Source organism: Flavobacterium chryseum (assembly GCF_004362015.1).
In the GTDB taxonomy this organism is placed as follows: Bacteria; Bacteroidota; Bacteroidia; order Flavobacteriales; family Flavobacteriaceae; genus Flavobacterium.
In genome coordinates, this window is record NZ_SNWW01000004.1 from 292,259 (window position 1) to 312,039 (window position 19,781).

General features: G+C 33.8%; 22 protein-coding genes and 2 tRNA genes. 13 read left to right on the top strand and 11 right to left on the bottom strand.

Features of this window, described 5'->3' with window-relative positions; translation table 11 throughout:
* Positions 1 to 12: 12 nt before the first annotated feature.
* Positions 13 to 1,080: a putative type IX sorting system protein PorV2 gene (locus EV143_RS10210; RefSeq protein WP_243739837.1), complete on the bottom strand. Its 1,068-nt coding sequence runs from the start codon at positions 1,078 to 1,080 to the stop codon at positions 13 to 15.
* A gap of 189 nt (positions 1,081 to 1,269) precedes the next feature.
* Between EV143_RS10210 and EV143_RS10215 the strand changes: the two genes are divergently transcribed.
* Positions 1,270 to 2,001: a CDP-alcohol phosphatidyltransferase family protein gene (locus EV143_RS10215; protein WP_133507838.1), complete on the top strand. Its 732-nt coding sequence runs from the start codon at positions 1,270 to 1,272 to the stop codon at positions 1,999 to 2,001.
* 10 nt (positions 2,002 to 2,011) lie between these two features.
* On the top strand, positions 2,012 to 2,869 hold the full coding sequence (locus tag EV143_RS10220) for a glycoside hydrolase family 25 protein (RefSeq protein WP_133507839.1): 858 nt from the start codon (positions 2,012 to 2,014) through the stop codon (positions 2,867 to 2,869).
* A gap of 54 nt (positions 2,870 to 2,923) precedes the next feature.
* Here EV143_RS10220 and EV143_RS10225 read toward each other — a convergent pair whose 3' ends face one another.
* The 5 genes from EV143_RS10225 to EV143_RS10245 all read right to left on the bottom strand — a co-directional run bounded on the left by EV143_RS10225 (position 2,924) and on the right by EV143_RS10245 (position 6,169).
* The gene (locus tag EV143_RS10225) at positions 2,924 to 3,142 is read right to left on the bottom strand and encodes a DUF5808 domain-containing protein (protein WP_133507840.1); all 219 of its coding nucleotides are present in this window, start codon (positions 3,140 to 3,142) and stop codon (positions 2,924 to 2,926) included.
* Positions 3,143 to 3,199: 57 nt separating this feature from the next.
* Positions 3,200 to 3,940: an LPS export ABC transporter ATP-binding protein gene (lptB, locus tag EV143_RS10230; protein ID WP_056255108.1), complete on the bottom strand. Its 741-nt coding sequence runs from the start codon at positions 3,938 to 3,940 to the stop codon at positions 3,200 to 3,202.
* A gap of 102 nt (positions 3,941 to 4,042) precedes the next feature.
* Complete coding sequence (locus tag EV143_RS10235) at positions 4,043 to 4,396, bottom strand: carboxymuconolactone decarboxylase family protein (protein WP_059114200.1); 354 nt, start codon at positions 4,394 to 4,396, stop codon at positions 4,043 to 4,045.
* Positions 4,389 to 5,204, bottom strand: coding sequence for a twin-arginine translocase subunit TatC (gene tatC, locus EV143_RS10240; protein ID WP_133507841.1), 816 nt, complete (start codon positions 5,202 to 5,204; stop codon positions 4,389 to 4,391). Before tatC ends, EV143_RS10235 begins: the two co-directional genes overlap by 8 nt.
* Complete coding sequence (locus tag EV143_RS10245) at positions 5,204 to 6,169, bottom strand: KpsF/GutQ family sugar-phosphate isomerase (RefSeq protein ID WP_166638135.1); 966 nt, start codon at positions 6,167 to 6,169, stop codon at positions 5,204 to 5,206. Before EV143_RS10245 ends, tatC begins: the two co-directional genes overlap by 1 nt.
* Before the next feature lie 87 nt (positions 6,170 to 6,256).
* Between EV143_RS10245 and recQ the strand changes: the two genes are divergently transcribed.
* A complete protein-coding gene (gene recQ / locus EV143_RS10250; RefSeq protein ID WP_133507842.1) occupies positions 6,257 to 8,452 on the top strand; it encodes a DNA helicase RecQ in 2,196 nt (731 codons plus the stop codon).
* A 119-nt stretch (positions 8,453 to 8,571) separates the two neighbouring features.
* Here recQ and EV143_RS10255 read toward each other — a convergent pair whose 3' ends face one another.
* Positions 8,572 to 8,811 carry a hypothetical protein gene (locus EV143_RS10255; RefSeq protein WP_133507843.1) on the bottom strand — a complete coding sequence of 80 codons (240 nt, stop codon included), beginning with the start codon at positions 8,809 to 8,811 and terminating at the stop codon, positions 8,572 to 8,574.
* Between the two features lie 287 nt (positions 8,812 to 9,098).
* Between EV143_RS10255 and EV143_RS10260 the strand changes: the two genes are divergently transcribed.
* Positions 9,099 to 10,658, top strand: a complete 1,560-nt coding sequence (locus EV143_RS10260; RefSeq protein ID WP_133507844.1) for an NAD(P)/FAD-dependent oxidoreductase — start codon at positions 9,099 to 9,101, stop codon at positions 10,656 to 10,658.
* A 9-nt stretch (positions 10,659 to 10,667) separates the two neighbouring features.
* Positions 10,668 to 11,759 (top strand): DUF6630 family protein, encoded by a 1,092-nt coding sequence (locus tag EV143_RS10265; RefSeq protein WP_133507845.1) that lies wholly within the window; start codon positions 10,668 to 10,670, stop codon positions 11,757 to 11,759.
* Positions 11,760 to 11,938: 179 nt separating this feature from the next.
* On the opposite strand, the gene EV143_RS10270 is transcribed toward EV143_RS10265, so the two are convergent.
* Both EV143_RS10270 and EV143_RS10275 read right to left on the bottom strand, forming a co-directional pair.
* Complete coding sequence (locus tag EV143_RS10270; RefSeq protein ID WP_133507846.1) at positions 11,939 to 12,898, bottom strand: quinone oxidoreductase family protein; 960 nt, start codon at positions 12,896 to 12,898, stop codon at positions 11,939 to 11,941.
* Between the two features lie 163 nt (positions 12,899 to 13,061).
* Positions 13,062 to 14,462 carry an aminopeptidase P N-terminal domain-containing protein gene (locus EV143_RS10275; RefSeq protein WP_133507847.1) on the bottom strand — a complete coding sequence of 467 codons (1,401 nt, stop codon included), beginning with the start codon at positions 14,460 to 14,462 and terminating at the stop codon, positions 13,062 to 13,064.
* Between the two features lie 263 nt (positions 14,463 to 14,725).
* Here EV143_RS10275 and EV143_RS10280 point away from each other — a divergent pair, with 263 nt between their 5' ends.
* On the top strand, positions 14,726 to 15,160 hold the full coding sequence (locus EV143_RS10280) for an META domain-containing protein (RefSeq protein WP_133507848.1): 435 nt from the start codon (positions 14,726 to 14,728) through the stop codon (positions 15,158 to 15,160).
* Positions 15,161 to 15,233: 73 nt separating this feature from the next.
* On the opposite strand, the gene msrA is transcribed toward EV143_RS10280, so the two are convergent.
* Together msrA and msrB are read right to left on the bottom strand one after the other, a co-directional pair.
* Positions 15,234 to 15,842: a peptide-methionine (S)-S-oxide reductase MsrA gene (gene msrA, locus EV143_RS10285; RefSeq protein WP_133507849.1), complete on the bottom strand. Its 609-nt coding sequence runs from the start codon at positions 15,840 to 15,842 to the stop codon at positions 15,234 to 15,236.
* A 7-nt stretch (positions 15,843 to 15,849) separates the two neighbouring features.
* Positions 15,850 to 16,404 (bottom strand): peptide-methionine (R)-S-oxide reductase MsrB, encoded by a 555-nt coding sequence (gene msrB / locus EV143_RS10290; RefSeq protein WP_133507977.1) that lies wholly within the window; start codon positions 16,402 to 16,404, stop codon positions 15,850 to 15,852.
* 295 nt (positions 16,405 to 16,699) lie between these two features.
* Here msrB and idi point away from each other — a divergent pair, with 295 nt between their 5' ends.
* From idi to EV143_RS10325, 7 genes are all read left to right on the top strand, one after another.
* Entirely contained in the window at positions 16,700 to 17,227 is a 528-nt protein-coding gene (gene idi / locus EV143_RS10295; protein ID WP_133507850.1) for an isopentenyl-diphosphate Delta-isomerase, read from the top strand.
* 20 nt (positions 17,228 to 17,247) lie between these two features.
* Positions 17,248 to 17,658, top strand: a complete 411-nt coding sequence (locus EV143_RS10300; RefSeq protein WP_133507851.1) for a 6-pyruvoyl trahydropterin synthase family protein — start codon at positions 17,248 to 17,250, stop codon at positions 17,656 to 17,658.
* Between the two features lie 3 nt (positions 17,659 to 17,661).
* The gene (locus EV143_RS10305; protein WP_133507852.1) at positions 17,662 to 18,123 is read left to right on the top strand and encodes a peroxiredoxin; all 462 of its coding nucleotides are present in this window, start codon (positions 17,662 to 17,664) and stop codon (positions 18,121 to 18,123) included.
* A 34-nt stretch (positions 18,124 to 18,157) separates the two neighbouring features.
* The gene (locus EV143_RS10310; RefSeq protein ID WP_133507853.1) at positions 18,158 to 19,126 is read left to right on the top strand and encodes a type I phosphomannose isomerase catalytic subunit; all 969 of its coding nucleotides are present in this window, start codon (positions 18,158 to 18,160) and stop codon (positions 19,124 to 19,126) included.
* Positions 19,127 to 19,182: 56 nt separating this feature from the next.
* Positions 19,183 to 19,449: a hypothetical protein gene (locus tag EV143_RS10315; protein WP_133507854.1), complete on the top strand. Its 267-nt coding sequence runs from the start codon at positions 19,183 to 19,185 to the stop codon at positions 19,447 to 19,449.
* Between the two features lie 77 nt (positions 19,450 to 19,526).
* Positions 19,527 to 19,600: transfer RNA gene (locus EV143_RS10320), tRNA-Thr, on the top strand.
* Between the two features lie 107 nt (positions 19,601 to 19,707).
* A tRNA-Thr gene (locus tag EV143_RS10325) sits at positions 19,708 to 19,781 on the top strand.

Genomic DNA, 19,781 nt, shown 5'->3' on the forward strand with positions numbered 1-19,781 from the left:
GGTTTATAATTATTATCTAAAGATACCTAAATCTACTTTCAACGAAAAAATATTCGAATATAAGGCGGTACTTTGGTTTCCTAAATCGGTTAAAGCATAGTCGACCTGAATGCCTTTATATTTAAAACCTAACCCAATATTAGGTTGAAAATTTACTTTTTCACTATTGTCTAACTGCGTTACATTTTGAAAATTCCCTACACCGGCTCTTAAAAAAACCAAGTCAGTATAACCACCTTCAAAGCCTATCGCAGGATCTATACTTACTACTTTTGATGAAATAATATCATTAGTCTGCTCAAAACGCATATTGAGATTTGTAGCTACTAAAAGACTGTAATCATCATGAAATTCAAACTTTTTTGAAACACCCAATTGTGCTTTTGGTAAAGTAATTTCGGTGCTTTCAGGCAGTTCTGTATTTTCTCCCGGAATCGCATTTGCAATTTTTGCATATTCCTCTTCATCAATATTCCAAACGTTATATGTCGTTGTAATATCGCGAAGCATCAAACCGAATTTCCAGTCGTTTCGTTCAAACTGAAGTCCGAAATCAAAACCAAATCCCCATGAGTTGGCAAATTTCCCGATAATTCTTCGAATCACCTTCGCATTTACACCATATTGAAATCCTTCAACAGGTAATTTTCTTGCGTATGAAAAAGTAAAACCATAGTCAGCTGTTGAAAATAAGCTTATTCGGTTATAATCAATATTTCCCTGATTGTCGATTAATTCCGTTGTATCTAAAATATCATCAACACCAAAACGAATCATCGAAATTCCCCAAGCGCTTCTTTCATCAATCGGACTTGCATATCCTATGTAATCGTATTGTGCAATATTTGCAAAATAATTGGCATGCATTAACGAAATTTGATGATCTTCAAGATGGGTTAAACCCGCCGGATTCCAATAAACAGCATTTACATCATCTGTAGAAGCAACCACAGCACTCGACATTCCTAATGCTGCAGCATCAACACCAATATTCATAAACTCATTCGAATATTTTCGAACAGTTTGTGCATATTGTGTAGTGCAAATCCAAAATAATAAAAGCCCAAAAAGTTTCTTCAAAGGATATTTTTTTGCAAACCGAAGTCTGTTTTAATTTTCATCAAAAATATAATATTTTACTCATCTAATTTCTTCCTTTCGAGAAATATTACGAAAGCGTTGATTTTAGATAAAAAACTCTTTAAAAAACACAATTTACATAGAGTTATTATGTTAAATTTGTCGCTTACCATTTATCAAAAATAAATCATGAATATCAAAAAGCACATTCCAAATCTAATTACGTTAATTAATCTTTTTTGTGGTTGCATCGCAGTTGTTTTTGTTTCTAAAGCTATTGAAACTGGAGATTCCTCAAACTACGAAATGGCTTTTTATTTTGTTTGTTTAGGAATCTTTTTTGATTTTTTTGATGGTTTTTTCGCCCGATTATTTAAAGTTTCAAGTCCGCTTGGTTTACAATTAGATTCTTTGGCAGATATGGTAACAAGCGGAGTTGCACCAGGCTTTGTTATGTACACTATGTTTCTAAACAGTGCGCACGAATTAGGAACAAATCCAGCTATTCCGTTTTTAGGATTTATAGTAACTTTGGGATCTTGCTACAGACTGGCAAATTTTAATATCGATACACGCCAGACCGATTCTTTTATTGGTTTGCCAACACCGGCTAATTCGCTTTTTATTTTGAGTTTGCCATTAGTTTTAAAATTCTCTGATTCTTTATTGATGTTAGAGATTTTAACGAACCAATGGGTTTTATTAGTAATCACGTTATGCAGTGCTTATATTTTGAATGCTGAAATCCCGTTATTTTCTTTAAAATTCAAGAAATTCAATTTAAAAGACAATGCGCTTCAAGTCGTATTTTTATTGATTTCTATCGTGTTGGTAGTATTACTTCAATACATTGCAATTCCTTTAATTATTATTTTTTACGTATTACTTTCAATCGTAAATAACATTTTTCTGAAAAAGTAGTTTTATTCGAATGGCAAGAAAAACCACTAATAGAAGAAGTCCCTATTCTAAAGCGAAACCTAAAAAATCCATTTTTAGTAAAGGAGTTCGTTTTATTATGTATGCTGTCTTGTTGTTAATTTTTCTAGGCACAATTTATCATTATCGCGCCGGATTAGCTTATTATCTTGGTTTTAAATCAGGAAAAGTTTTGGAGGAGGACGAAGTAGATAAACATCTTTCAGACGTAAGAAATATTAAAGTCCTGGAAAATCATAAAGGAAAAGTGATTGGAATTGATGTGTCTGAATTTCAGGGAGAAGTTGATTGGGATGACGTTGAAATTCTTGAAGAAAAATATCCCGTGCAATTTGTTTTTATTCGCGCAACCGCCGGAAATGATCGGGTTGACAAGCAGTTTAAACGTAATTGGGAAGGAGCAAAGGAAAATAAAATCATGCGTGGCGCTTATCATTATTATCGCCCAAATGAAAATTCTATAAAACAAGCTAATCTTTTTATCAAAACAGTAAAATTGCAAAAAGGCGATTTGCCACCAGTTTTGGATATTGAAAAGTTACCTAAAAATCAATCTTTAGACAGTTTGAAAAAAGGCTTGAAAAGATGGCTGACCAAAGTCGAAGCGCATTATCAGGTTCGCCCTATAATTTATACAGGTGAAAGTTATTACGGTGATTTTTTAAAGGAAGAGTTTGGAGAATATTTGTTTTGGATTGCCAATTACAATTTCTACAGAGAAAAAATTGAAGACGACTGGCTTTTTTGGCAGTTTACAGAAAAAGCATCATTGCCGGGAGTTGAACATCGTGTTGATGTGAATATTTATAACGGCGATTTAGAACAATTGCAATTTATTACTGTTGAGTAACAATTGGAGTTTTTTGCTATCATAGTTTTTAGTTTACTATCTATGAAACTAATCTTATTGATATCGACGTACACTGTATAGAAAAAATAACAAAGTAATAATAGTTAGGACTGCGATTGTATTTCCAAAATTAAGGGTAAAGCCCATCCAGCTTATTCTTTTTGGAACAAAGAACCTTTTGTCTTCTTTATTGAAATAAAAAGGCCCAAACCAATTTTTAGGATCCTTATTCCAGTTATTATAATCTTCTTGTGTTGGTTTTTCTGAATTCATTTGGATTATTTTTTAATTAAAACCGAATACTAAAAAACTGATGACTGATTACTTCTCTTAGAATTCAAGTTTCTTTTTACGAAGTTCGAAGTTTTGTCCAAGATAAACACGGCGAACCATTTCATCTTCAACTAATTCTTCCGGAATTCCTGCTTTTAGGATTCCACCTTCAAACATTAAATAGGTTTTATCGGTAATAGCTAGAGTTTCCTGAACGTTGTGATCGGTAATTAAAATTCCGATGTTTTTGTTTTTTAACTGAGCAACAATTCGCTGAATATCTTCAACCGCAACCGGGTCAACTCCGGCAAAAGGCTCATCCAATAAAATAAATTTTGGGTCAGTTGCCAAAGCACGTGCAATTTCAGTACGACGGCGTTCTCCTCCTGAAAGTAAATCACCTCGGTTCGTACGAATATGTTCTAAACTAAATTCTTCAATTAAGCTTTCCATTTTGGCAATTTGCTCTTCTTTAGAAAGTTTAGTCAATTGTAAAACGCTTAGGATATTATCTTCAATACTTAATTTTCTAAATACCGAAGCTTCCTGAGCCAAATAACCAATTCCTTGCTGGGCACGTTTATACATCGGATAATCTGTAATATCCAAATCATCAAGATAAATGTTTCCTGAATTTGGTTTTACCAATCCCACAATCATGTAAAATGAAGTTGTTTTTCCGGCACCATTAGGTCCCAAAAGCCCAACGATTTCCCCCTGATTTACTTCAACAGAAATTCCTTTTACAACACTACGTCCCTTATAAGTTTTGATTAAATTATCGGCTCTTAATTTCATTTTTTAAGTTTAATCGTTTAACTGTTTAATTGTTTAATCAATAAATCGTTTAGTCGTTACAAATAAACGAATAAACGATTCAACAGTTAGACGTATTAACAATTATTTAGTTTCAGATTCTTCTAAAGCTTCCCAGAATTCGTAAGCTCTGCGTAAATGAGGAATAACAATTGTTCCTCCAACAAGAGTTGCAATTCCCATCGCTTCCATCATTTCTTCTTTGGTAACACCTTCTTTGTGGCTGGTTTCTAAATGGTATTTTACGCAGTCATCGCAACGTAAAACTGCAGAAGCTACTAAACCTAAAAGTTCTTTTGTTTTTACATCAAGAGCTCCGGGAGCATAAGCATTAGTGTCAAGATTAAAAATTCGCTTTACAATTTTATTGTTGTCAGCCAATAATTTTTCGTTCATTTTAGAACGATAGTCATTAAATTCTTGAATGATATCAGACATTTTCTTTTAATTTATTTTTATAAACAACTCTCGAAATCAGGATACTAACTTCGTATATAATTAGCATTGGTATAGCAACAATAGTTTGGCTCACAACATCCGGAGGTGTTACAATTGCAGCGATAATCAGGATTAAGATAACTGCGTATTTCCAATATTTTCTTAAAAATTCAGGAGTAACTAAACCTAATTTGGTTAAGAAATAAATGATAATAGGCAATTCAAAAAATAATCCGCTCGCCAGGACACTTGTTTTTACCATTCCCATATAAGAATCTAGCGTAAATTGATTTTTTACAACATCACTAACAGAGAAAGTCGCAACGAAATTCACTGACATCGGAATAACAATAAAATATCCAAATATAACGCCTAAGAAGAATAGAAGAGAAGAAGTAAAAATAAATACTCTCGCATTTTTTCTTTCTTTTTCGTACAGAGCAGGGCTGATAAATTTCCAAAGTTCCCATAAAATATAAGGGAAACTCAAGATGAAACCCGCCAGAATACACATCCATACAAAAATGTTTACCTGACCTTCCATTTCTGTATTCTGAATAATGAAATTCAATTCAGTAATACAAATACTGTCAGCAAATCCTAATTGATGTGATAAGTCGCAAAACCAAACGTAGGTAAAAAAAGTAGGTCTTATTGGGCCTAAAATAATTTGATCAAATAAGTAATCACTAATAAAATAAGTGATAAAAGCCATTATCATAATAGCAATTGTACTTCTAACTAATAACCATCTTAATTCTTCGAGATGGTCTAAAAATGACATCTCGCCAAGGTTTTTTTTTGCCATTATACGATTCCTTCTTTTAAAATATCATGTAAATGTAATACTCCTTTGTACTCGCCATTGTCAGCAACAATAAGCTGTGTTATCGAAAAATCTTCTAAAATATTTAACGCATCAACCGCCATAGTTTCTGATGATACTAACTTAGGATTTTTTGACATAATATCTCTTGCAGTTAAGTCAGCAATAGTATCTACGTCATTTAGCATTCTTCGGATGTCTCCGTCGGTAATTATTCCAATAATTTTATTGTCTTCGATTACAGCTGTTACGCCCAATCTTTTTTCTGATATTTCAAAAATAGCTTTTTTAATTGATGTATCGGGAGTAACCATTGGTTTTAACGAATGTTCAATCATGTCTTTTACACGAAGCAATAATTTTTTTCCTAAAGCTCCGCCAGGATGATATACGGCAAAATCTTCGGGCTTGAAATCACGCATTTCCATCAAACAAACTGCGAGAGCATCTCCCATAACAAGTTGGGCTGTCGTGCTGTTTGTTGGAGCAAGATTTATAGGACATGCTTCCATATCAACAGTTGTGTTGAGAACATAATCTGAACCTTTTGCCAAAGATGAAGTAACGTTTCCTGTAATGGCGATTAGGATATTTCCAAAGCGTTTTAACAACGGAACTAAAACTTTGATTTCCGGACTATTACCGCTTTTCGAAATACAAATAATAATATCTTCTTTCTGAATCATGCCTAAATCGCCGTGAATGGCTTCTGAGGCGTGCAGAAACATAGATGGTGTTCCTGTAGAGTTAAAAGTCGCAACCATTTTTTGCGCTATGATCGCGCTTTTTCCGATGCCTGTAACGATCAATCGACCTTTAGTTTCGTAAATACGTTGGGTTGCTTCGTAGAAATTTTCGTCCAGAAAATCAATTAGCTTTGTAATTGCTTCACTTTCAGAGAGTATTGTTTTTTTGGCGATCGCCAATATATTTTCCTTTGTAATCAAAACAGGATATTTAAAATTTGTATGTATAAAAGAAAGTTGTATCTTTATGTGTTGCAAATTTATACAAAATATCCATTAATATAAAGAATGAATTCAAACGAAATTGAAATACACAAGGAATTAAAGAAGTATTTCGGCTTTAGCCAATTTAAAGGCTTGCAAGAGCAAGTCATTACAAGTATTTTAGGTAAAGAGAATACGTTTGTAATTATGCCTACAGGTGGTGGAAAGTCTCTTTGTTATCAATTACCCGCTTTAATTCAGGATGGAACCGCTATTGTTGTTTCTCCCTTAATTGCTTTGATGAAAAATCAGGTCGATGCTATTCGAAGCCTTTCTTCAGAAAACGGAATTGCGCACGTACTGAATTCTTCCCTTACCAAAACAGAGATTGCACAAGTAAAAAAAGATATAACTTCTGGTTTGACCAAACTTTTGTATGTGGCTCCGGAATCTTTAACAAAAGATGAATATGTTGCTTTTTTGCAAAGTGTAACAATTTCATTTGTAGCCATTGATGAAGCACATTGTATATCAGAATGGGGACATGATTTTAGACCGGAATACCGAAACCTGAAAAATATAATAAAACAATTAGGTCAGGTACCTATTATAGGACTTACCGCAACTGCAACACCAAAAGTTCAGGAAGATATTCTTAAAAACCTGGACATGTCTGATGCGACAACTTTTAAAGCATCATTTAACAGACCTAATTTATATTACGAAGTTCGTACAAAAACTAAAAATATAGAATCGGATATTATTCGGTTCATCAAACAACATAAAGGCAAATCAGGAATTATTTACTGTTTGAGCCGTAAAAAAGTTGAATCGATTGCCGAAGTTTTACAGGTTAACGGAATTAGTGCCGTGCCGTATCATGCAGGTTTAGATGCTAAAACCCGAGCCAAACATCAGGATATGTTTTTGATGGAAGATGTAGATGTTGTAGTTGCAACAATCGCATTTGGAATGGGAATTGACAAACCCGATGTTCGTTTTGTAATTCACCATGATATTCCAAAATCATTAGAAAGTTATTATCAGGAAACGGGTCGTGCCGGTCGTGATGGAGGAGAAGGACATTGTCTGGCTTATTACTCCTATAAAGATGTAGAAAAGCTGGAGAAATTCATGTCAGGAAAACCGGTTGCTGAACAAGAAATTGGTTTTGCCCTATTGCAGGAAGTTGTGGCTTATGCCGAAACCTCAATGTCAAGAAGAAAGTTTTTACTCCATTATTTTGGTGAAGAATTTGATAGCGAAACGGGCGAAGGTGCAGATATGGACGACAACGTTCGTAATCCAAAAAATAAAATTGAAGCCAAAGAGCAAGTCGTTAAATTATTAGAAATTGTTCGCGATACCAAACATATTTACAAATCTAAAGAAATTGTATTTACCTTAATTGGCCGAATAAATGCTGTAATTAAAGCACATAAAACAGATACGCAGACGTTTTTTGGTGCAGGTTCAGATCACGATGAAAAATATTGGATGGCTTTGCTAAGACAAGTTTTAGTTACAGGCTATCTCTCAAAAGATATTGAAACTTACGGAATCATTAAAATCACTCAGGAAGGTTTAGATTTTATTAAAAGCCCGGTTTCATTTATGATGTCTGAAGATCACGAATACAGCGAATCTGAAGACGAAGCAATAGTAACAGCATCAAAATCATCAGGAACTGCAGATGAAGTTTTGATGGGAATGTTGCGCGAACTACGTAAAAAAGTAGCCAAAAAACTTGGAGTTCCTCCATTTGTTGTTTTTCAGGATCCTTCTCTTGAAGACATGGCTTTAAAATATCCAATTAGTTTAATAGAATTATACAACATTCACGGAGTTGGCGAAGGAAAAGCCAAAAAGTATGGTGCAGATTTTGTTACCCTGATTAATCGTTATGTTGAAGATAATGACATTATTCGTCCGGATGATTTAGTAGTAAAATCGACAGGAGTAAATTCTGCCAATAAATTATATATCATTCAGAATATAGATCGAAAATTATCCTTAAATGACATTGCTTCTGCCAAAGGACTTACAATGGATGCCCTGATTAAAGAAATGGAGCAAATTGTTTATGCAGGAACCAAATTAAATATCAAATATTGGGTTGATGATATGCTCGACGATGATCAGCAGGAAGAAATTCATGATTATTTCATGGAATCAGAATCTGATAAAATCGAAGACGCACTAAAAGAATTCGATGGCGATTATGATATTGATGAATTACGTTTAATGCGTATTAAATTTATTAGTGAAGTTGCTAATTAAAAAGAAGAAATTCCAATAAAAAAATTCCAAATTCCAAAACAAAAAAGACTTAAAGAATATAATTCCAAATTTCAAAGCTGTGAAGCAATTGGAATTTGGAATTTTTTTTTATTGGAATTTTATTCCACATATACTTCCCCACGATGCGGTTTCAAAGCATCTCTTACAGGAATCATATTTTCATCGGTGACAACCATAAAAGCAATTGCCTGCATTTCGTTGATGATTTTAAAACCTGTAATATTCAACGGAAGTTTTTCTATCGCGATATATTCCTTTAAATGAATTTCATGATGTTCGGCTGTTTTTGCAGAAGCAGGACCACGAAAATCCCAAATCAGTTTTATTTTTCTAGACATTATTTTTTGAGGTACAAAGGTTTTGAGGTGCAAAGGTACAAAGTCTTTTTAGCAAGATTAAAAATTTACTGTAGAATTAACCACAAAGTGTGCTAAGATTTAATTTTACTTTACGCATAGAAAACACAAAGTTCGCAAAGCTAGATCAACACAAAGCTTTGCGAACTTTGTGTTTTTGCAAAGCAATACCTTTAAAAATCTTAGCGAATTATATAAAGTCAGTTCAAAATAGTATTTTTGCATCTTCTTTTCATAGATAGAAAAGCTAATAGAATAAATAAGATACAATGCCAAAAGAACTTTTACTTCAGGTAACTCCGGAAATAGCTGCAAACGAATTGTTGCTGAAAGACTATTTGTCTAAACAAATAAAAGTTTCTCCAAAAGAAATTCAACACGTTTCGATTCTAAAACGCTCAATAGATGCGCGCCAGAAAGCGATAAAAATCAACTTGAAAGTGCTTATTTATTTGCAGGGGGAACCTTTTCAGGAAACTAAAATCGAGCTACCTATATATAAAGACGTTTCATCGGCTCAGGAAGTGATTGTTGTTGGCGCTGGCCCGGCAGGACTTTTTGCAGCATTGCAATTAATAGAATTAGGCTTAAAGCCGATTGTAATCGAACGTGGAAAAGATGTTCGCGGACGCCGACGCGACTTAAAAGCAATCAATGTTGATCATTTGGTAAACGAGGATTCTAATTATTGTTTTGGTGAAGGCGGAGCAGGAACTTATTCTGACGGAAAATTATATACACGTTCTAAAAAGCGAGGTGATGTTACCAGAATTTTAGAACTTTTAGTTGCTTTTGGAGCTTCAGAAGATATTTTGGTTGAAGCACATCCGCACATCGGAACAAATAAACTGCCGAAAATTATCGAAGACATTCGAAACAAAATCATTGAATTTGGTGGTCATGTTTTGTTTGATACACGAGTAACGGATATTTTAGTGAAAAATAATGAAGTCGAAGGAATTGTAACTCAAAACGGAGACAAGATTCTTGCGAATAAATTAATATTAGCGACGGGGCATTCGGCGCGTGATATTTTTGAATTATTAGATAAAAAGAAAATTTTTATTGAAGCTAAACCTTTTGCTTTGGGGGTTCGTGCCGAACATTCTCAGGAATTAATTGACAGCATTCAGTACAGTTGTGATTACCGTGGTGAACATTTACCTCCGGCACCATACTCAATTGTAAAACAAGTGAATGGTCGCGGAATGTATTCTTTCTGTATGTGTCCAGGTGGTGTAATTGCGCCATGTGCTACAAGTCCGGGCGAAGTTGTTACAAACGGTTGGTCACCATCAAAAAGAGATCAGGCAACTGCAAATTCAGGAATCGTGATCGAATTAAAATTGGAAGATTTTAAACCTTTCCAAAAATTTGGCGCTTTGGCCGGAATGGAATTTCAAAAAAGTATCGAACAAAAAGCGTGGCATTTGGCGGGGCAAACCCAAAAAGTTCCGGCACAACGAATGATCGATTTTACACAAAATAAAGTTTCAACAGATATTCCAAAAACTTCGTATGTTCCTGGAACGACTTCAGTAGAAATGGGACAAGTTTTTCCCGGATTTTTATCGCAAATTTTACGTGAAGGTTTTAAGGAATTCGGAAAATCGATGCGCGGTTACTTAACCAATGAAGCGATTTTGCATGCGCCGGAAAGCAGAACTTCATCGCCAGTCAGAATACCAAGAGATCAAATAACTTATGAGCATTTGCAAATAAAAGGTTTGTATCCGTGTGGAGAAGGAGCAGGGTATGCAGGCGGAATTATTTCTGCAGCGATTGACGGCGAAAAATGTGCTTTAATGATTGCTGAAACTTTAAAATAATATATCAGTATGAAAGATTTCTTTTCTAATTTATTTGGTCGAAATAACGACCCAAAATCAATTGTATCTTTTGATGTTATTGATGCTATTTACACTTATTTATACAATGAGGAAAATAGATTTGAATTTAAAATGAAAGGAATTCACGATAAGGTTTCTGTGAGTTTATACTCTTTTCCAACTTCGTTTGATTATGAAGAAGCGCAAAATGAAATTAAAAAAGCAGGTTTTAAAAATGCCTACGAAGTTTTGAATGAATTGTATAAAAAGATTAACATAGGACCTGTTTCCCAAGAGCAAATGCTTGAAGAATTAGAATACGATTATATACACATTCAGTTTTATACGGTGCCAACTCCGGAAATGAAAAAGTACCTAAAACACGTTTTGCACAATTTCGTCATATTTTTTTGTTGTACAAATAGTTTAGAAACTAATGATTTTAGAATTTTGTACAACCATAATTTTTTTATGGATTATACAAAAGCAATTTTAGATACAGAATATATTGATATCAATAATCCTAAAAATGAGATTCAAACAATTGGATTTAAGGAATTTGAAAAAGTTTTGCAGGGTATTTGCCAATATTTAAAAATAGAATTACCTCAAGGTATTCCATTGCCATCGCTAGAGGGTTTGCTGCCTGAGGATATTGAAGTTACGCAGGGAACTTTCGAAGAATTCATTAATTTGGTTTCAAGAGGTAATGTAGAGGAAAAATTGGTTCAGAAACAATCAAAAAAGCTTTTGAAGAATTTTAAAAAAGAAGCAAAAGAATATCATGAGATAGTTCAGGGTCAGTGGGATTTTTTTGAAAGTATCGATTGCTGGAACAGTGACTGGAAGTTTGATCCAGAAGATGCCGAATATTTCATTTCAGAAATGATTGGCGAAGAGCTAAATTTTGCATATCCGGAAGAAACGTATAGTCATGATTTGTTTCCGTACATTCAATCGGCTTTAGAAAAAAGAGGTCTGGAATTAATGACTTACGATACCCACGGAGATAATTATTTGTTTTTTGTGGCAAATAAAAAAGATGTTGCAAGAATATTAGAATTATCTGAATTGACAAAGATTGAAATTAATCAGTTGTAAAATTAATAATTTTTTGTCTCCACTTTGTTTGTCATCCCGAGGAACGAGGGATCTCCGCAAGAAACTCCATAATTAAAATTGCCAATCTTTGTAGAGCTACTTGTGGAGATCCCTCGTTCCTCGGGATGACAAAAAGTACGTAATAAGTAGTGAAAGTATTTGGAAAAATGCTTTAAAACTTACGGAATCAAAATTATTTTCCCTGTACTTTTTCGGCTTTCAAGAAAATCATGCGCCAATTTTCCTTCTGATAATTTGAAAGAAGTGGGTTCTGAAAGTTTAATTTTCCCTTCGATAATCCAATTAAATAGTTGATTGGCTCTTTTAATTCTTTCTTCTTTAGAATTTAAATAACTCCATAAATCGCCGCCGGTTAACGTTTTAGAACCGTCCATCAGCATTCTTGGGTCTACAAATTCAGGATCGCCACCCGCCATTCCGAAGAAAACGACCTGACCGCATTCTTTGGTAACTTCAAAACTTTCTTTTAATGTACTTCCGATACTGTCGTAAACAACATCAACGCCTTTTGGAAGTATTTTAAAAATGTCCGATTTCCAATCTTCATTATATAAAAACACATGATCTGCGCCTTGTTCGTAGGCAACTTTTGCTTTGTCTGGAGATGAGGTCAAACCAATAACATTTGCACCTAAAAGTTTACTGATTTGAGTCAAAATCTGACCAACTCCGCCAGCAACTGCGTGAATTAAAACGGTTTCTCCTTTTTGGGTTTTATGACTGTCGGTTGCTAAATAATGCGCTGTTAAACCTTGTAGCAATATTGAAGCTGCGGTTTCAAACGAAACGGCTTCCGGCAACGGTAAAACATGATTTACATTTACCGCAACCAATTCTGCATTGGCGAATGGAACATCGGCGAAAGCCACGCGATCTCCAACTTTATATTCGGGATGATTGTTGTTCTCAACTACAATTCCTGCGCCTTCATAACCGGCAATAAACGGTGGATTTCCTTTTAAATGATAATTTCCTTTTCGTCTGTAAACATCGGCAAAATTTAATCCGATAGCTTTCATTTCGACTAAAATTTCATCGCTTTTTAATTCCGGATTTGGAATTTCTTTATATTCTAAAACATCAGAATCTCCAAAAGTACAGAAGGTAAGTGCTTTCATTTTATATTATTTTAGGAATACAAAGTACGGTAAAATTCAGGTTACGTTTTAAACTCTTGTTTTAAATGTGAACAAAAAAACCTCGCTTCAAATGAAACGAGGTTTTGGTTTTTTCGCCACGAATTAATTAGTGTAAATTTGTGAAATTCGTGGCCAATATCAATTATATTTTAGGAAATTTCATTTCGTTGAAAGTGCTTTTTTGCGCAGCTAATTTTTCGATTTCATCCCATTTTCTAGGAGATTCCGCCGATAGATTTTCGTATGAATCTTTTTTGATGAGAATATCATCTTCGATACGAACACCAATATTCCACCATTTTTTATCGCATTTGCTGTTTGCCGGAATATAAATTCCAGGTTCAACAGTAAGTATCATGTTTTCTTTTAAGTTGCCCATATAATTTCCTTTATCATGAACATCTAAACCAAGAAAATGCGAACAGCCATGTGGATAATAGATTTTAACATCATTAGGATCAGTGATAATTCCTAATTTAATTAATCCGGAAGCAATAACTTCTTTCGATTTTTTAGTTAAATCCTGAATAGGCGTTCCTTCTTTACAGATTTTAAAAACTTCTTCCTGCGCATCAAAAACCAATTGATAGATTATTTTTTGCTCAGCTGTAAATTTTCCGTTTGCAGGAATTGTTCTGGTAACATCGGCAGAGTAACCGTGATACTCAGAACCAACATCCATCAATAATAACTGATTGTCAATTTTGGTGCTGTTGTTTTCTCCATAATGCAAAATACATCCGTTAGCTCCGGCTCCAACAATTGGCGGATAACCTTCGTCTTCAGCGCCATATCTTCTGTGAATATATGCATGAATTCCGTCAGCTTCGTTTTCGCTCATATCTGGTCCAACGGCTTTCATTACTTCGTTGTGAGCAATACAGGAAAGTTTAACCGTTTTACGCATCAAAACCATTTCTTCAGGCGTTTTGATTTCTCTCAATGAGTTTGTAATCGTTCTGAAAAGTTCTAAAGAAGCTTCATTTTCTGTTGCTATTCCGGCTTTCGTTTTAAAACTTTCCAGCAAACCAAAAAGATCAAAACCACTTTTATTAGTACTAATATCAGTCGGAATTTTATCGTAAATTATTTTGTCGAATTTTTTAAAATCGATAGCGAAATCCTTGAAATCCTTTCCGTTATGAACCGTCGAAATTCCCAATTTAGATTTTGTTCCGTCAATTCCCAAACGTCTTCCGGTCCACATTTCGCGACTTGCATTTTTTTCTCTGACAAAAAATAATTCTGTTTCGCCATTTGCCTGAGCTTCTTTAAAAATAAATAAAACAGCATCAGGTTCTTTGTATCCTGTTAGGTAATATAGGTCAGGATTTGCGTGATAGTTGTAATTAATATCTTTAGAAAAAACTCTTTCCGGATAGGAGAAAACTACCGCTACAGAATTAGCAGGCATTAATGCTCTGAAAGCTTCACGGCGTCCTTTATGGAATTCCTTTGATAAATAATCGCTTGGCAGGTTTTCTTGTGAATAAATTGGAAGAATAGTAATTAAGAAGGCAAACAATAAAAGAAATTGCTTCATTTTTGTGGTTTTTTATTGATTATTTTAGTTTTTTGATCGTTGCAAATTACAAAAAATACAATTGCATAATGGAATTTTGATCTTGTATTAATATTGTTTTTTAAGAAAAACACGTAACTTAGAGATGAAAATATTTCAACTTAATGGTTAAACTTTTTCTATTTAAAACTTGAAACTGGGCATGAATATTGAGAAAGGAATGTTAGAGACTAATATTAATCTTCAAAAACAAACAAATTATTTTAATTCAAAACAAACACATTATGAAAAAACATACCATTGCAATCCTTTCGGTTTTAACTGTATTACTTACTTCATGCATGGCATCAAAAGAAACCAAAAGTGCGGCCAGTATTTATGATACAACTTGGGAATTAGAATATATTTCAGGACCAAGAATTGCTTTTGAAGGATTGTATCCAAATAAAAAACCACAAATTACTTTTGATCAGAAAGAAAAAAATGTTTTTGGTAATAACGGATGTAATGGCTACAGCGCGCCATTTACTTTAAATGGAAATTCTTTGACTTTTGGAGAGCCTGGACCAAGTACAATGATGTTTTGTGATGGTGGAGGAGAAGCACAATTTTTGCAGCAGATGAAAAAAATCACAAGTTATTCTATTGATAAAGACGGAAAACTAAATCTAATTCAAGGCGATGTGCCAATGATGAGATTTAAAAAAGTTGCTAAATAAGTTTAGTCAAAATCTATTTTAAAAGAAAAGAGGGAAATGATTTAGTTCATTTCCCTCTTTTTTTATTGTTGCTTTATTTCTTTTTGAGTTTGCTTTTAAAAACTTTTTCGAATTTTTCTATTTTTGGCTGAATCACCATTTTGCAATACGGCTGACTTTTGTTGTTTGCATAATAGTTTTGATGATAATCTTCGGCTTTATAAAATTTTGTAAAAGGCTCGACTTTAGTCACAATTGGGCTGTCGTAAACTTTTGCTTTATTAAGTTCTGCAATAATGCTTTGAGCAGCTTTTTTTTGCTCTTCATTTTTATAGAAAATAACAGAGCGATATTGTGTTCCAACATCTGCGCCTTGTCTGTTTAAAGTTGTAGGATCGTGAACGGTAAAGAAAACCTGAAAAATTTCATTAATATCTGTTACTGTTTTATCATACGTAATCTGAACTACTTCGGCGTGACCTGTTGTTCCTGTGCAAACTTCCTCATAAGTAGGATTTGCAACTTTTCCTCCCGAAAATCCTGAGACAACAGATTTTACTCCGTTCAAATTTTCGTAAACAGCTTCAACGCACCAATAGCATCCTCCGCCAACTGTAATGGTTTCAAGATTTGAAGTTTTTTTTGCCTGTGCAAATCCGTTTAGCGATAATGCAAAAAGGCAAATAGCAAGTATATTTTTCATAGTTATATTATTTGTTATCAGGAATAAAATCAAGAGCAATCGAGTTCATGCAATAGCGTTTTCCGGTTGGTTCCGGGCCGTCGTCAAATAAGTGGCCTAAATGTCCGCCGCAACGACCGCAAAGTGCTTCAATTCTTTCCATTCCCAGTGAATTATCGCTTTTATAGATCACACTTTTTTTGTTGTCTTGTTCAAAGAAACTCGGCCATCCGCAGCTGCTTGCAAATTTTGCACCGGATCTAAAAAGTTTATTTCCGCATGAAGCGCAGTAATAAGTTCCTTTTTCATCGGTATTCCAATATTTTCCTGTAAAAGGTCTTTCGGTATCTGCTTGGCGCATAACGGCATAAACATCGTCTGATAATACTTTCTTCCACTCAGCATCGCTTACGTTTAGTTTTGTGGTATCGGTATTAGAATAATATGGATTTCCGGGTTTACTGATTTTGTTTTCCATTACAACAGTTTTTGTGTTTTGTTTTTTTGAAGATTGTCCGCAAGCTTGAAAAATAAAAAGCGGAATTAGAAAGCAAAGGCTGAAAAATTGGGATTTTGTGTTCATAATTTTCATGAGGCTTATTTTTGGATTTTCAAAGATACGACGAGAGTCTGTCTAGAAATGTCGGCTACTTTACAATTGAGTTTTTTTTAAGTATGATTTAACTTTTCTTATTTACGTTAAATAAACAGCTTTAGTTTTTAAGCCTTATTTTAAAAGGATTTTAATTAATTTTTCTAAAGTATAACTCTCAATATTAATGCCTTACGAAGATGTTGTCTCGTTAAACTTTTCACAATCTTTTCTGAGATTTTCAAGCCATTACTTTTTTCGTATTTTTGTTTGTTCAAAATGCCCTATGATAGAAGAAAGCGTAATATTAGTCAATCAAAATGATGAGCAAATTGGCTTAATGCCAAAATTAGAAGCACATGAGAAAGCGGTTTTGCACCGTGCCTTTTCGGTTTTTATTTTAAATAGTAACAATGAAATCATGTTACAGCAACGTGCGCATCAAAAATATCATTCACCTTTACTCTGGACGAATACTTGTTGCAGTCATCAACGTGAAGGAGAAACAAATATTGAAGCCGGAAGCAGAAGGCTTTTTGAAGAAATGGGTTTTAAAACCGAGTTGAAAGAGCTTTTTCATTTTATATACAAAGCGCCTTTTGATAATGGTTTGACAGAACACGAACTCGATCATGTTATGATTGGGTATTATAATGAAGATCCGGCCATCAATCCAGATGAAGTTGAGGATTGGAAATGGATGAAAATTGAAGAGATTAAAGCAGATATTGAAAAACAGCCCGAAATTTATACAGTTTGGTTTAAAATAATTTTTGATGAATTTTATCATTATTTAGAAGACCATAAGATTTAACCTTACTAACCAAAAACCTAATGAAAGTAACCATATCAAGAAAAGCACATTTTAATGCTGCACATCGATTGCACAGGAAGGATTGGACATTTGAAAAAAACGATGCTGTTTTTGGAAAATGCAACAATGCCAATTTTCATGGTCATAATTATGGTTTAACGGTTAGTGTTACAGGAAAAATTGATCCCGAAACTGGTTTTGTTTTAGATGTGAAAGTATTAGCGGACATTATACGCGAAGAAGTAGAAGTACCGTTTGATCACAAAAACCTGAATCTGGATGTTCCGGAATTTCAGGATTTGAATCCAACTGCAGAAAATATTGCGGTTGTGATATGGAATAAAATTAGAAAAAGAATTCAACCCGATTTTGATTTAGAAATCGTTTTGAATGAAACGGACCGCAATTTTGTAACTTATAAAGGAGAATAATAAATGTCATTAAAAATAGGAGATATAGTTCCGAATTTTACTGCAAAAAATAGTCACGGAGAAGTTTTTGAAAGCCAAAGTGTTTTAGGAAGAAAGCCACTTGTAATTTATTTTTATCCAAAAGATAATACGCCGGGTTGTACTACTGAAGCGTGCAGTTTTAGAGACCAATACGAAGATTTTAAAGATTTAGGTGCTGAAGTTATTGGTATTAGCAGCGATAGTGTAAAATCACACCACAAATTTGCTAAAAAGTACGAGTTGCCTTTTATATTGTTATCAGATCAGGATAAAAAATTGAGACATCTTTTTGGTGTTCACAATAATTTATTTGGTCTTTTACCGGGAAGAGTCACGTATATAATAGACAGGAATGGCGTTGTAATTTATATTTTTGATAGTATGAATGCATCCAAACATATTCCGAAAGCATTAGAAACAGTTAAAGAATTAGTATCTAATTAAAAAGAAGTAATAAATAGTAGCCGAAATTAAACTTATGAAACCGAAAATGTACCCTTTGCAATTTGAACCCATTTTAAAAGACAGAATCTGGGGAGGAGAAAAACTAAAAACAATTCTTAATAAACCTATTACTTCAAAAATAACTGGTGAAAGCTGGGAATTATCAACTGTAGAAGGCGATGTAAGTGTTGTAGCAAATGGAGTTTTGAAAGGAAAATCATTAATGGAACTTATTGATGAAACACCAAACGAAATTTTAGGAACTGAAGTTTACAAGCGTTTTGGCAAACAATTTCCGTTGCTTTTTAAGTACCTTGATGCAAGAGAAGATCTTTCGATACAAGTACATCCGAATGATAAATTGGCAAAAGAGCGTCACAATTCATTTGGTAAAACCGAAATGTGGTTTGTAACACAAGCTGATGTAGATGCGAGAATCATTGTTGGATTTAAAGAAAATTCAAGCAAAGAAGAATACCTGAAACATTTACACGATAATACATTAGTTTCTATTTTAGATGATGTAAAAGCAAAACCCGGAGATGTTTTCTTTCTGGAAACAGGAACAGTTCACGCCATTGGTGCCGGTTTGGTTGTAGCAGAAATTCAGCAAACATCAGACATTACCTATCGCTTGTATGATTTTGATCGTGTAGACGCGCAGGGAAACAAAAGAGAATTGCATGTAGATTTAGCACTTGATGCGATAAACTATAATAAGGTAGAAACACAGAAAAAATACGAATCAAAAACAAATACTTCAAATGTTGTTGTTGATTGCCCGTATTTTACAACGAATTATATTCCGTTAGAAAGCAAAGTTGAGGTTAAAAAATCAGGTGCGTCTTTTACGGTTTATATGTGTATTGAAGGAAGTTTTGAAATTGAATATGACGGTTTTAAAAACACGTATATAAAAGGAGATACAATTTTAGTTCCGGCTGAGATAAATGCCTTTATTTTGAATGGAAAAGCTTCTATTTTAGAAATTTACATTTCATAGCGCGTTATAAAAAGATTATATGTACTTTTGCAGTCGCAAATTAAAATTAAAATAAAATGGCAAACGTTAAAAATTTAAAGAAAGACATCAATTTCGTATTAGGAGATATTATTGAGGCAATTTACTTATTTGAAATGTCTACAACAGGAAATCCTACACCAGAAACGAATGCTTTGATCGATCAGGCAATCGCTGCTTTTGATACTTTGATTACTAAAGTAAATGCAAAGAACGTTGAAAATAAAAAAGCACATTTCAAACAAATAAATGTTGAATTGGAAGAAACTGCAAATCAATTGATTACTAAAATCAACGAATTGTAGTCAAAAAAAAGTATAAAAAGTTTGATTTTTTTTTGGAAAAACGAAAAACAGGCTTATCTTTGCACCCGTAATGAGTCGCCAGCGTAGCTCAGTTGGCTAGAGCAGCTGATTTGTAATCAGCAGGTCGTGGGTTCGAGTCCCTCCGCCGGCTCAGCGTAAAACCATCACTTTTTAGTGGTGGTTTTTTTATTTAAATTAGAGGTGAATTTATTTTGGAAATACGAAAAAACCAATCTATCTTTGCACCCGTAATGAGTCGCCAGCGTAGCTCAGTTGGCTAGAGCAGCTGATTTGTAATCAGCAGGTCGTGGGTTCGAGTCCCTCCGCCGGCT